The organism is Postechiella marina, assembly GCF_039538365.1.
Classification (GTDB): domain Bacteria; phylum Bacteroidota; class Bacteroidia; order Flavobacteriales; family Flavobacteriaceae; genus Postechiella; species Postechiella marina.
The window spans coordinates 485,521-498,230 of record NZ_BAABCA010000001.1; the positions used below are offsets into that span (position 1 = coordinate 485,521).

The following is a 12,710-nucleotide window of genomic DNA, read 5'->3' on the forward strand; positions in this document are numbered from 1 at the left end:
TTCTTCTATATAATTCAATAGCTTTTGTTTATTCTTCTAAAGGAATATATACTTCTGTAATATAATCTGCTGGGTTTGGTGTATTGCCAGGGTCTGTTTTATAAATTTCAAAAGGGTTAATAGGAGATGTAGCTATATTATTTTGAGTAATATAAGCTTTTGCAGCATTCCAAGCTTTAGGTAAATAGGTGTAATTCCCCTTTAAAGTCGTTTTTAAAACTTTTGTTTTTGGAATAAAACCACATAAAACTTCGCTACCATCTTCAACATTTATTTTATTCATTACAGGTATGGCATTGCTCATTATAATATTGCCATTTTCAGGGTTCATTTCATTATAAATGGTAAAAGGCATTCCGTTAGAAACAATATTATTTTTAGACATATAACTCATAATTTCTCCATATTGTTTCGCCATAACTTCACTAATATTCGAGCCAGAAACAGATGTAGTTTTGTACATGTAAAACCCACCACCATATTCTGTTATACCATCTATTTTTACACTGTTTTTTTGCATACCTGCAGTTACAATACTGTCTAACTTATATAAACCTCTATCAAAATCAGGCGAAGTGTTTTCTTCAATAGAACCAGCAAAAGTGGTATACATTTTGGTCATAAAATCTTGTTTCCCTTTCATAGCCCAAGTTACTTTAGTGCCAGTTTCTGTTGGTTCAAAAGTCCAATTTATGTTAGAATTAGAATCAAAAGGTTTTATAAATGTTATAAGTTGTTCTATTTGTTTATTTTTTTCTAAATTTAAAGTTCTCACACTGCCTTCTCCTAATAGTTCTCCATTCCATTCGTAATAAGCATCTATTCCAGATGTTTTATCACCATAATTAAGATCTGCATGAGGTTCTTGCTCTATCCAAGGCGAAAATTCTGGCCAATTTTTAAAGTCATTAACCTTATTAAATAGTAAAACGCTTGGTGCTTTAATATCTCTACTTCTAGAAAAAGAAAATTCGTTTGGTTGCACAGCAATGTATATAGAGGTGCCAATAAAAAGTATTAAGAATAGAAAAGAGAGGTATTTAAAAGTTTTCATGACTATTAAACTTTAGTTTAAATTAGAGAATTATTAGTTTTAGAGAATAAGAATAAGTTTTTCGTAATTAAAAATGGTTATTTAAAGATATTATTTAAATTTGCGCTTTAAAATAAACAATTACTTATTAAAAGTAAAATTAAACTATTTTTTATGAAATTAAAATTATTATTTGGTTTGATGCTAATGCTAGTATCTTTTTTTTCTTGTAAAAAAGAAACTAAAGAGGTTAAAGCAGAAAGTACAGTTAGTAAAAAAGATATTACCTTTAATAAAGAAGTAGATCGTTTTGCTGATATAAGAGTATTAAGATATCAAATACCAGGTTGGGATGTTTTAACTTTAAAAGAGCAAAAACTTGTATATTATCTTACACAAGCTGGTTATGCTGGTAGAGATATTAGTTGGGACCAAAACTACCGCCATAATTTAGCTATAAGAAAGGCGTTAGAGCATATTTTTGTAAATTATAAAGGAGATAAATCAACCTCTAATTGGCAAGAATTCGAAACGTATTTAAAACGTGTATGGTTTAGCAACGGAATTCATCATCATTATTCTAACGATAAAATTAAGCCACTTTTTTCTTCTGCATATTTAAAAGAGTTATTGGCAAGTACTAATACTGTTTTAAAAGGTGAAGCTTTCGATGTTATATTTAATAAGGTAGATAGTAAAAAAGTTAATCAAGCTAAAGGAGTAGATAATGTAGCCTTATCTGCGGTTAATTTTTATGGACCCAACGTAACAAATGCAGATGTAGAAAGTTTTTATAAGGCTAAAAAAATGCCAAATCCAGAAAAACCATTGTCCTTTGGTTTAAACTCTCAATTGGTAAAACAAAATGGTGTTTTAAAAGAGCGCGTTTATAAATCTGGCGGACTTTATGGCTCTGCTATAGACCAAATAATTAAATGGTTAGAATTAGCTAAAGGTGTTGCAGAAAATGATAAGCAAGCCAATGCTTTAGGTCTTTTAATAGAATACTATAAAACTGGAGATTTACAAACTTGGGATGACTATAATGTCGCATGGACAAGTGCTACCGAAGGTAATATTGATTACATTAATAGTTTTATAGAAGTGTATAACGACCCTTTGGGTTATCGAGGGTCTTATGAAAACATAGTAGAAATTACAGATTTTGACATGTCTCAAAAAATGAAGGTTTTATCGGATAACGCACAGTGGTTTGAAGATAACTCTACATTAATTGATGCACATAAAAAGAAGAATGTTGTTGGCGTTACTTATAAAGTTGTAAATGTTGCTGGAGAGTCTGGAGACGCTTCGCCAAGCACACCAATTGGCGTAAATTTACCAAATGCAAACTGGATTAGAGCAGAGGTTGGTAGCAAGTCTGTATCGTTAGGAAATATTATAAATGCAAGTAATAATGCTGGTAGTTCTGGTCGATTGGAAGAGTTTGTTAATGATGAAGAAGAATTGGCTATTCATAAAAAATATGGAGAATTAGCAGATAAATTAGAGACTGCCTTGCACGAGGTTATTGGGCATGCTTCTGGACAATTAAACCCTGGAGTTGGAGAGACTAAAGAAACTTTAAAAAATTATGCATCTACCCTAGAAGAAGGGCGTGCCGATTTGGTAGCATTATATTATATGTACCATCCTAAATTGCAAGAATTAGGTCTTGTAGATGATTGGAAAAAAGTAGGAATGGCTTCTTATGATGCATATATAAGTAATGGATTAATGAAACAATTAATTCGTTTAAACATAGGTGATAATGTAGAAGAGGCGCATATGAGGAACAGACAATGGATTTCTGCTTGGGTATTCGAAAAAGGTAAAAAAGATAATGTTATAGAAAAAATAAAACGTAACGGTAAAACATATTTTAATATAAATGATTATGATAAGTTACGTGTACTTTTTGGTGAATTATTAAGAGAGACACAGCGCATAAAATCTGAAGGAGATTACGCTGCTGTTGAAGCTCTAGTTGAAGGCTACGGAGTAAAAGTAGATCAAGGCATTCATGCAGAAGTTTTAGAACGCAATAAGAAATTTACATCTGCGCCATATAGCGGATATGTAAACCCTGTTTTAGTACCAGAAAAAAATGAAAATGGGGATATAGTAGCGATTAAAGTAACACATCCTGATAGTTTTACAGATCAAATGTTAAACTACAGTCGCGACTATAACTTCTTACCAGAAGTTAATTAAATATTATTAGAATTAGTCAAACAGAAAAATGCAGGCCCTTTAGTTAAGGGTCTGTTTTTTTATTTACACTAAATACTAAAAGAATAATATTTATGGCTAAAAGAAAGCTAATTATTAATAAAACTTGCATGTAGTATTGTTTACTTATTAAGTAAGATACATAAACCTCAAAAAGGTTGCGTAAAATTTTAATGTTTTATTATAAAACAGGTAAAAACCTTTTTTTCCTACTCGTAATACTTTGTCTTATAAAAAAAAACTAAGGCTTTTCTTTCGAAAAGCCTTTATAAAATTGCGTTAATGTTAAAGTTACCTACATAACCCTGCTATTATTAATTAAACAATTTTTACTTAAAATATTATAATAAATGTTAATTTTAAACAACTAAATGCTATGCATCTATTTGCAGTATTTTAACCATGAATAAAAGTGTATTGTTCAAAAAAAATAGTGGGGATATGCTGTTAAAAAGAAGCTTTAAAACAAAATTTCGAGCTTAAGAATTTATTAGCATAATCAAATGTAATAAATTCTAACTTTTAATTCGTGATAATTTATATATTTCTTGGTTTATCAATTTGTTTAACTTTATTTTAATTAAGATTTTTTACTAAAATAAATGGTATAAAAAAAGACCTTCAATGCAGAAGGTCTTATAGTAATGTATAATGATTTTTTTATTGATAAATAGGAATTTTTAAACCAACATATACATCGGTAGTTTTTGTAGAATCTGATAAGAGATTAGATAAAACAGATCCAGACCCTACCATTAATGGACCAAATCTAAAACCTCCACCCCAAGCAAATTCTCCATATTGTCTTAGGCTAATTGGCGAGTATATACTAAACCATTTAGTTTCTAGTCTAGGAGAAAGTGTTACTGTATTTATTACCGTATTGGCATTGGGAGTATTGTTTTTTATAAGCGATAAGTTACTTTGTAAACTTATGTATATTTTATTTTTTATTTGGTAGTCTACTAATAAACGAAGCGCTGTAGGTAATTTTAATTCTTGTGTAATTTTTTCTTCAGTACTTTCGTAATTATCTTCTAGAAATTGTTCTGTGTCATCATCAAAATCAGAAGCATTAACTGTTTCATTTAAATCGTAAGTTGTTACTGTACTGTTGTCGTAACTTATAGAACCAATATCTGTAATGGCAGCGCCTATTTTTAATTTGTATTTGTTTTGTTTTCTAGAAAATAAAGAGTCTTTTACTTTATTAGGTCTGTATTCGTATGTAAAACCAATATCTGCACCAAAACCAGAACTTAAATTGTCAAAATTAATATCGTCATTATCAAAACCTTCAGTGGTTCCGTAGCTTAAAGAACCTTGGGTAGCTAATTCTTTAGTGCTTGCAGTATATTGTCCTTCAAAACCAGGGCTGTTAATAAATAGAGCTCCAGCACCTTGTAAGTATTTTAAAGTAACGCCTCCTTTTAAAAAGTTTTTGTCTGTATCTACTAATATACGCCCATAAACAATTCCTGCTTCTGCCCATGCATGAATATTTCCAGTTAGGTTTTTAGAATCAAAATCGAAGTCATAGTCAATATCAAATTCATCTGCAACACCTTCATAAAGTTCTCCGCTAATGTTATTAATATTTAAAAAGGCTCTTACTCTACTAACAACACCAATACTGCTTTTTGGAGATAAGTTAAACATAAAAGAGGGACCAAGTATGTCAACATTCATAAAAAAATTGTTAGCATTCGATGGGAATTTTTCTGCATCAGTTTCAAAATCAAAACCTTCGTCAGAGTTTATAATATCTCCTACACTTAATCCTAAATAGTCTGAGCCACCAAAAACACTAGCAGAAAATAAATTAATGTCTGCTTTATATTTAGAATCGACCACATTAGATGGATTTGCAGTAAGAGATTGTATACCAGAATAATTGTCTGCGGTATTACCAATGTAGCTTTGTGCACTTAGCTTTATAAAACCAAAAGCACATAAAACCATTACTGTTAAAGTTTTTAATTTAATCATGTTGTAAATAAATTATTGTTAATGTTTGTTAAGTTTTGGGGTCTAAAATACAAATGCTAAAGGAAAAAGGGGGTACTTTAGACAAGGTATTTTTACCCATTTATCGAAAAGTTTTCGTCAACAAAATTTTAATAATTTAAAGGTAAAGCCTCTTTTCTCTGCTAAATCATCATTTTTTATAATTATTAAAAACTGTATTTAATTTTAGCCTTGTCTCTTTTAGAATTAGAGATTTGTATTTAGATATTAAAATGATAATTTAATGGTCTCTTTTTTTTGATTAAGAAAATAAAAAAAGACTACTTAAAAATGAATTTTATAGCTACTATAGAGAGAATAAAAGTAATAAAAGCAATTAAAACCCAATAGCTGCCAGAATAAAAGCGCTTATGTAGTTTTAAATCTTTACGATAAGTAAAACCAATAACAATAGAAAAAACTACAAAAAAGATAATTCCAAAAATGATTTGACCGTTACTAAACATATGTTATTTTTATGCGAATTTAATGAAATAGAAAAGATTTTCTTCTTCAAGAAAATTAAAAATATAATTATTTATGAAAAATAAAATAGAAGCTGTAAAAGCTTTTCATACAGCATTTAAAATTGGGCATAGAGAAACGCCTAAAGCAGATTTAGGTATAGATAAAAATACCCTACGTTTTAATTTAATGAAGGAAGAAAATGAAGAATATTTAGAGGCTGCAAATAATAACGATTTAGTAGAAGTTGCCGATGCCTTGGGAGATATGCTTTATATTTTATGTGGTACCATTATTGAACACGGTATGCAGTATAAAATAGAGGAGGTTTTTGAAGAAATACAGCGTAGTAATATGAGTAAACTTGGAGAAGATGGCCAACCAATTTATAGAGAGGATGGTAAGGTTTTAAAAGGCCCAAACTATTTTAAACCTAACATTGCAGATATTTTAAACAAATAAAATACAAAACAAAAAAAGAGAAGCTAATGGCTTCTCTTTTTTTGTTAAAATTATGTTTTGTGTTAAAGTTTATACCTCCAACCAAAAGAATCTTCAGATTTATTGGTTTGAATATCTGTAATTTGCTTTTTTAATAAACTAGCGTAGGTTTCTTTTAATTCTGGTAAATCAAAATCTTCGTTTTTATAACCAAAGCCTGCAATTGGCGAAATTACTGCAGCAGTACCTGCCCCAAACATTTCTTTAAGCTCTCCATTTTTAGCAGCGTCTACAACTTCTTTTACAGTTATTTTTCTAACTTCAACAGGTATTCCTTTGCTTTCTGCAATGGCAATAATACTTTTTCTAGTAATACCATCAAGAATTCTGTCGCTAGTAGGCCCTGTTATTAAAGTGTCGTTAATTCTAACAAAAATATTCATGGCACCAGCTTCTTCAATATACTCGTGTGTATTATCGTCTGTCCAAATAACTTGTTGGTAGCCTTTATCTATAGCCAATTGTGTTGGGTAAAATTGCCCAGCATAATTACCTCCAGCTTTAGCAAAACCAACTCCGCCATTAGCAGATCTAGAATAAGTTTCTTCAATTAAAACTTTTACTTTACCAGAGAAATAAGATCCTGAAGGTGCAGTACAAATAATAAATTTATATTCGTTTGCTGGCGAAGCGTGAAAGCCATTTCCTGATGCAAAAATAAACGGACGAATATATAAAGAGCTACCTTCGTTTGTTGGTATCCAAGCTTCATCAACCTTTAGTAAAGCTTTTAAACCATCCATAAAATAATTTTCGGGTAATTCTGGAATAGCCATACGTTTAGCCGAAATGTTTAAACGCTTAATATTGTCTGTAGGTCTAAATAAAAAAACATCATTATTAGTGTCTTTGTAAGCTTTCATACCTTCAAAAACAGATTGTCCATAATGAAATATTTTTGCAGAAGGATCTAAAGTAATTGGATGATATGGTACTATTTTTGGCTTTTGCCATTTACCATCTTTAAAATCGCATTCTAACATATGGTCAGAAAAGACACTACCAAACTTTAAATTATCAAAATCTATGTCTTTAATTTTAGACGTCTCTGCTTTAATTATTTCAATATCGTTAATTATAGTACTCATAATTTTTCATTATTATATGATACAAATTTAGGTAAAATGGATTTTAAAAAATGCTATATTTACACAAATCCTTTAAAAAAAATAAATTATTGTTATGCGAATTGCTTTATTAGTATGTATCACTGTTTTTTTTGTAACATCTTGCAAAAACGAAGGTTCTAAAAAAGATGTAGAAATTAAGCCAATAACCAAAGTTAATTACCAATCTTTCGGAAAAGAAATTTTAGCTATAGACGCCATAAAAGCACCATCGATGGCTGCTCATTATAAAACCATGAGTATTGGCGACAGTGTGCCATCTAAAATGCGAGCCAAAGTTACTGGTGTATGCAAAGCTAAAGGGTGTTGGATGACTTTAGATTTAGAAGATGGTAACGAGGTTATGGTTAAATTTAAAGATTATGGCTTTTTTGTACCTAAAGATATAGAAGGAAAACAAGTTATAATTAACGGTAAGGCTTATATAAAGGAAGTACCTGTAGAAGAGTTGAGGCATTACGCAAAAGATGCAGGCGAATCTCCAGAAAAAATAGCAAGTATAATTAATCCAGAACGCACGCTTTCTTTTGAGGCAGATGGTGTTTTGCTAAAGCCATAATTTTGATTAGAGAAGTTGTAATAACAGGAGACGGATCGTCTACCATACATTTGCCAGAATGGAATGAGCAATACCACTCTAAACATGGAGCAATTCAAGAAGCGTATCACGTATTTATAAAAAGTGGGTTGCATTACCTATACAATTTACCGCATGCAAATTTTAAGGATGCGTCTCAAAACTTATCTATATTAGAAATTGGTTTTGGCACAGGGTTAAATGCCTTTATTACGCTTATAGAGGCAAATACATTAGAAATGAATATTTGTTATAATGGTGTAGAAGGTTATCCTGTTTTGGGAGAAGAAATTAATAAGCTTAATTATGCTTCAGAATTAAAAAATAATACCGAGGCTTCTTTGTTTAAAACTTTGCACGATGTAAGCTGGGAAGAGGCTCATAAAATAACTCCAAATTTTGAACTCACTAAAACTAATTTATTTTTTGCAGAAATTAAAGATAAAAGCAAATACAATCTTATTTATTTTGATGCATTTGGAGCTCGGGTTCAACCCGAACTATGGACAGAGTCTATATTTTTAAAAATGTATGAAGCTTTACAAAACAATGGTGTTTTGGTTACCTATTCTGCTAAAGGCAGCGTACGCAGGGCTATGCAGTCGGTTGGTTTTGAAGTAGAACGTCTACCAGGGCCTCCAGGCAAAAGGGAAATGCTTCGGGCCACAAAGAAAAGCGGATGTTAATACACTACAAATGTTAAACCTAATGTAAATGTATAGTCTTTGGTTTATATGTTTCGTAACTTTAAAATAAAAAATGCGCTTATTAATTACTGGTGCCACTGGGCTTATAGGAAATGAAATAGTTAAGAAATGTCACCAACAAAATATTGATGTAAATTATTTAACTACTCGAAAATCTAAAATCGAGCAAAAAAATAATTACAAAGGTTTTTATTGGAATGTAGAAAATCAAGAAATAGACACAGCTTGTTTTAAAAATGTAGATGCCATTATACATTTAGCTGGTGCAAGTATATCTAACCGCTGGACACCTAGTTATAAAAATAAAATTATTTCGAGCCGAGTAAATAGTACATTGCTTTTAATTAAAGCATTAAAAGGCGAAACTCACTCTATAAAACATGTTGTTTCTGGAAGTGCTATTGGCGTTTACCCAGATTCTTTAACGAATTATTACGATGAGTCTTTTAATGGCGAAAACGATTCGTTTTTAGGTGAGGTAGTAAAAAAATGGGAAGCTGCTGTTGATGGGTTTTCTAAGTTAGATATACATGTTTCTAAAATACGAACAGGTTTAGTATTGTCTTATAAAGGAGGCGCTTTACCAGAGATGGTTAAACCTATTAAGTTTGGTGTTGGTGCAGCATTTGGAAATGGTAAACACTGGCAGTCTTGGATTCATATTTCAGATTTAGCAAACATGTTTTTATTTCTTTTAGAACAGAAGTTGTATGGCGTTTATAATGGTGTAGCGCCTAATCCAGAAACAAATAAGGCTTTAACAAAAGTTATTGCTAAAGTTGTAAATAGACCGCTTTTATTACCTAATATTCCTAAATTTGTAATGAAAATTATTTTAGGCGATATGCATCAGTTACTGTTTGATAGCCAAAGGGTAAGTTCTAAAAAAATTGAAGATCAAAATTTTTTGTTTGAATATCATCATTTAAAACCAGCTTTGGAAGATTTGTTATGATATAATAAATTCTACAATAATATTTTAATTCATTTTATATTTTTCTCTGTATGCTGTTGGACTTAAGCCTGCCTTCTTTTTAAATAACCTTGAGAAATATTGCGGATATTCAAAACCTAATTCATAAGCTACTTCTGCAATGGTTTTATTAGGTTTTAACAAAATATTCTTAGCAGCATTAATTAGATACAATTGTATATGTTCGCTAGCTGTTTTACCTGTTTCTTTTTTTAGAGTATCGCTAAGGTAGCGTTGCGAAACCAACATTTTATTGGCTAACTGTTCTATGCTAGGAATACCTATGTTTTGTTGTGGTTTCAATTCAAAATGTGCTTCAAGCTGCTGGTTAAATATTTTTAGTAAATCATGAGACATTTCTTTTCTATTTAAAAATTGCCTTTCGTAAAATCTATTGGTATATTTTAAAAGAGTGCTTAAATGAGATATAATAATGTCTTTGCTAAAAGCATCAGGATTATTATGGTATTCTATTTCTATGTGCTCTACAATAGATTCTATTTGCTTTTCTTCTTTTGGCGATAGGTGCAAGGCTTCGTTTACAGTGTAAGAAAAAAAACTGTATTTTTTAATTTGTTGAGCTAATTCTGTCCCGTTAAGAAAATCTTCATGAAAATTTATAGAAAATCCTTTTTGCTCAAATATTACACTGTTATCCCACTGTAATACTTGTCTTGGTGCTATACATATTAACGCTCCGTTAGTAAAATCATATTTTGTGCGTCCATAATTCAAGTGACCTTTTATTATCTTTTTTAAACTTATAGAATAACAATTATTGGTAATAGGAGGAGAGTGATCTATTGGACACGGAAGAAAATTATTTGCTCCTGCTGTTAATACACTTAGCAAAGGATGTTCTGGACTAGGTAACTGCATATAATTAAAATAAGACGATAGTGTTTCGAAGTGTTTCATGCTTGTTTTAATTTTTTAATAGTTCTTTTGCCAATTGCAACTGTGTATTATAGTTGTTAATTCTAGAATGTGCTGTGCCATCAATTAATAGAATTACAATTAGCATTGCTATAGTTGTAATCATGCTAGCTCGCCAAATAGGCTTGTCTATAAATACAATAATTAGCGCACAAGTGGCTATAATTAAAGGTATTGCTTTAAAAACAATGGTTTGATATTCTTTTAAAGTGTTTTCTGCGCGTACAAGTTCAGAATTTATAAAAGCTATGGCATCATTCTTATAAGCTGTTTCAAACTCTGTAATTCTTAATTTGTTTGTATAGACCAACCCAAAACCAATAATTAAAAGTAATATACCCGCTACTAAAAAAGGGATAATGTATGCTCTTGCTATATCGGTTTTTCCTAGTTGCCAAAAGCCTAAACTGGCTAAAACAAATAATATTCCGAAAATAATGAAAAATTGGGTTGAAAAAACTTCAGATTTTGCCCAATCGGTTGCTGTTTTTAATATTTCCATTTTTTATATCAAATTAAAAATTCCAATTACAATTTGTTTCTTTTTCCGAAATACTCCAAAGTTTATCTGCAATAATTTTGTTATAAACAAAAGATTCTATTTCGCATTCGTCAACAGGGCCTATCCAATTCATTATACCTGTAGGACCGTAATAAGCTTTTTCTTTTAAGTTGCCTTCTGTGGCACACATAATTTCTGGATAAGCGCCTTTTTTTGCAGATTGTACTAATGGCGAATTTGAAAGTATAGACCAACTTATTCTGGTAATTAAAGATGTATCTTTTTTTATTAAAGATGTTTTTGATGCGCCAGGGTGACACACATAGACCTTTACCTTTTTATTAGCAGTTTTAATTCGATCTTGTAGTTTGTAGGCAAACATTATTTGAGCTAATTTACTATGACAATAAGTATTATTTGGGTGATAATTTTTGTTGAAATTCATGTCGTCGAATTGAATTGTTTTTAATCCCATTTTATAGCCTTCGCTACCAACAATAACAATTCTTCCATTTGCTTGTTCTACTTTCCCGAATAGCAGATTAATAAGTAAAAAATGCCCGTAGTGATTAATGCCTAGTTGAGACTCGAACCCATTGGTTGTAAACTCTTGCTTAGCCACTTGTGCAACTGCTGCATTACATATTAAAGCATTTATATGCGGTACTTGTTTAATAAGTGCTTTTGCTGCATGGCGTATAGATGCAAGTTCTGCTAAATCCATTTTTATAAATGATATTTTTGCATTACTGCCAAATTGCTTTTTTAATCTATTTATGGCTTTAGTAGATTTTTTTTCATTTCGATTAAGCATAACTACTGTTGCTGCTTTGCTTAAAAGTATTTTTGAAGCTTCAAAACCAGTACCTGTATTTGCTCCTGTAATAACGTAGGTTTTACCCTCTAAACTGTTTATTTTTTCTGGAGTCCATCCTTTTTTACCAAATGTTTTCGTATTCATCTTTAAATTTATTTTTTATTAAATAGAATATGACAAAGGTAATTGTTAGGTGTTTTTTAAGGTTTAAACAAAATTACGATACTTGTATATTTTTTGGTGTTATTCTTTAACAGAGCTCCAGTTTTCGCCAGTTTTTATTCTGTAAAGTTGCATTTCAGAAATTCCAAATTGTTTAGCAATCATTTTTAATCGTGTTCTTCGGTTAGGGTCGTTTATTTTACGCTTTATAAGTTTAACTTTTGTTTCTGTTAGTTTAGTATTCGATGGCCTTTTCCTAACAATGTTTTTAAACTCAGGGTTGCTAAATTGATGAATTTCTTTTTCTTTTTTTGTAGCCCATTTTAGGTTTTCTACTCTATTATCGGTCTTATCGTAATTTAAATGTAAAACACAAATACCATCATTTTTATCTAGAAAATGCTCTGCAACAAGTTTATGCACGTATCTACTAGTTTGTTTACCATTCTTTTTTTGTTTAAGTGGTAAGTTTTGATATCCGTTTATAAAGTATTCTTTAACTAGAAACTCTTTATCTGTTTTACAGTTTATAATTCTTCCGTAATTAGATATTTTAAATTTTTCGTTATCAGAAATATTGTCATCAAATACAATTTCTTTCCATTCTTCATTCCAATAATTTCGTATCATATCGTTTTGTTTTTTTATTATTGGTAATAAATGATTTCCTA

Annotated in this window: 12 protein-coding genes; 5 read left to right on the forward strand and 7 right to left on the reverse strand. The window is 30.3% G+C overall.

Features of this window, described 5'->3' with window-relative positions:
- Positions 1-28: 28 nt before the first annotated feature.
- The gene (locus tag ABD715_RS01990) at positions 29-1,054 is read right to left on the reverse strand and encodes an SRPBCC family protein (RefSeq protein ID WP_344786389.1); all 1,026 of its coding nucleotides are present in this window, start codon (positions 1,052-1,054) and stop codon (positions 29-31) included.
- Between the two features lie 153 nt (positions 1,055-1,207).
- Here ABD715_RS01990 and ABD715_RS01995 point away from each other — a divergent pair, with 153 nt between their 5' ends.
- On the forward strand, positions 1,208-3,247 hold the full coding sequence (locus ABD715_RS01995) for a dipeptidyl-peptidase 3 family protein (RefSeq protein WP_344786390.1): 2,040 nt from the start codon (positions 1,208-1,210) through the stop codon (positions 3,245-3,247).
- 678 nt (positions 3,248-3,925) lie between these two features.
- On the opposite strand, the gene ABD715_RS02000 is transcribed toward ABD715_RS01995, so the two are convergent.
- Entirely contained in the window at positions 3,926-5,254 is a 1,329-nt protein-coding gene (locus ABD715_RS02000; protein WP_344786391.1) for a DUF5723 family protein, read from the reverse strand.
- 558 nt (positions 5,255-5,812) lie between these two features.
- Here ABD715_RS02000 and ABD715_RS02005 point away from each other — a divergent pair.
- Positions 5,813-6,199 (forward strand): pyrophosphohydrolase domain-containing protein, encoded by a 387-nt coding sequence (locus tag ABD715_RS02005; RefSeq protein ID WP_344786392.1) that lies wholly within the window; start codon positions 5,813-5,815, stop codon positions 6,197-6,199.
- Between the two features lie 62 nt (positions 6,200-6,261).
- Here ABD715_RS02005 and ABD715_RS02010 read toward each other — a convergent pair whose 3' ends face one another.
- Positions 6,262-7,326: a branched-chain amino acid aminotransferase gene (locus ABD715_RS02010; RefSeq protein ID WP_344786393.1), complete on the reverse strand. Its 1,065-nt coding sequence runs from the start codon at positions 7,324-7,326 to the stop codon at positions 6,262-6,264.
- 94 nt (positions 7,327-7,420) lie between these two features.
- Between ABD715_RS02010 and ABD715_RS02015 the strand changes: the two genes are divergently transcribed.
- From ABD715_RS02015 to ABD715_RS02025, 3 genes are all read left to right on the forward strand, one after another.
- A complete protein-coding gene (locus ABD715_RS02015) occupies positions 7,421-7,924 on the forward strand; it encodes a DUF4920 domain-containing protein (protein ID WP_344786394.1) in 504 nt (167 codons plus the stop codon).
- A 2-nt stretch (positions 7,925-7,926) separates the two neighbouring features.
- Positions 7,927-8,628, forward strand: coding sequence for a tRNA (5-methylaminomethyl-2-thiouridine)(34)-methyltransferase MnmC2 (mnmC2, locus tag ABD715_RS02020; RefSeq protein ID WP_344786395.1), 702 nt, complete (start codon positions 7,927-7,929; stop codon positions 8,626-8,628).
- 73 nt (positions 8,629-8,701) lie between these two features.
- Positions 8,702-9,604, forward strand: a complete 903-nt coding sequence (locus ABD715_RS02025) for a TIGR01777 family oxidoreductase (protein ID WP_344786396.1) — start codon at positions 8,702-8,704, stop codon at positions 9,602-9,604.
- Between the two features lie 24 nt (positions 9,605-9,628).
- Here the strand turns inward: ABD715_RS02025 and ABD715_RS02030 are convergent, their stop codons facing one another.
- From ABD715_RS02030 to ABD715_RS02045, 4 genes are all read right to left on the reverse strand, one after another.
- Positions 9,629-10,540: a helix-turn-helix domain-containing protein gene (locus ABD715_RS02030; RefSeq protein WP_344786397.1), complete on the reverse strand. Its 912-nt coding sequence runs from the start codon at positions 10,538-10,540 to the stop codon at positions 9,629-9,631.
- A 7-nt stretch (positions 10,541-10,547) separates the two neighbouring features.
- Positions 10,548-11,060, reverse strand: a complete 513-nt coding sequence (locus tag ABD715_RS02035) for a hypothetical protein (protein ID WP_344786398.1) — start codon at positions 11,058-11,060, stop codon at positions 10,548-10,550.
- A 13-nt stretch (positions 11,061-11,073) separates the two neighbouring features.
- On the reverse strand, positions 11,074-12,021 hold the full coding sequence (locus ABD715_RS02040; protein WP_344786399.1) for an SDR family oxidoreductase: 948 nt from the start codon (positions 12,019-12,021) through the stop codon (positions 11,074-11,076).
- A gap of 99 nt (positions 12,022-12,120) precedes the next feature.
- Positions 12,121-12,669, reverse strand: a complete 549-nt coding sequence (locus ABD715_RS02045) for an HNH endonuclease (protein ID WP_344786400.1) — start codon at positions 12,667-12,669, stop codon at positions 12,121-12,123.
- Positions 12,670-12,710: the final 41 nt, after the last annotated feature.

Excerpts from the sequence above, each read along its gene's own strand:
- ABD715_RS02035 (WP_344786398.1), bottom strand. The coding sequence starts at position 11,060 with ATGGAAATATTAAAAACAGCAACCGATTGGGCAAAATCTGAAGTTTTT.
- ABD715_RS02045 (WP_344786400.1), bottom strand. The coding sequence starts at position 12,669 with ATGATACGAAATTATTGGAATGAAGAATGGAAAGAAATTGTATTTGAT.
- ABD715_RS02010 (WP_344786393.1), bottom strand. The coding sequence starts at position 7,326 with ATGAGTACTATAATTAACGATATTGAAATAATTAAAGCAGAGACGTCT.
- ABD715_RS02030 (WP_344786397.1), bottom strand. The coding sequence starts at position 10,540 with ATGAAACACTTCGAAACACTATCGTCTTATTTTAATTATATGCAGTTA.
- ABD715_RS02040 (WP_344786399.1), bottom strand. The coding sequence starts at position 12,021 with ATGAATACGAAAACATTTGGTAAAAAAGGATGGACTCCAGAAAAAATA.
- ABD715_RS01995 (WP_344786390.1), top strand. The coding sequence starts at position 1,208 with ATGAAATTAAAATTATTATTTGGTTTGATGCTAATGCTAGTATCTTTT.
- ABD715_RS02025 (WP_344786396.1), top strand. The coding sequence starts at position 8,702 with ATGCGCTTATTAATTACTGGTGCCACTGGGCTTATAGGAAATGAAATA.
- ABD715_RS02000 (WP_344786391.1), bottom strand. The coding sequence starts at position 5,254 with ATGATTAAATTAAAAACTTTAACAGTAATGGTTTTATGTGCTTTTGGT.
- ABD715_RS02005 (WP_344786392.1), top strand. The coding sequence starts at position 5,813 with ATGAAAAATAAAATAGAAGCTGTAAAAGCTTTTCATACAGCATTTAAA.
- ABD715_RS02015 (WP_344786394.1), top strand. The coding sequence starts at position 7,421 with ATGCGAATTGCTTTATTAGTATGTATCACTGTTTTTTTTGTAACATCT.
- ABD715_RS01990 (WP_344786389.1), bottom strand. The coding sequence starts at position 1,054 with ATGAAAACTTTTAAATACCTCTCTTTTCTATTCTTAATACTTTTTATT.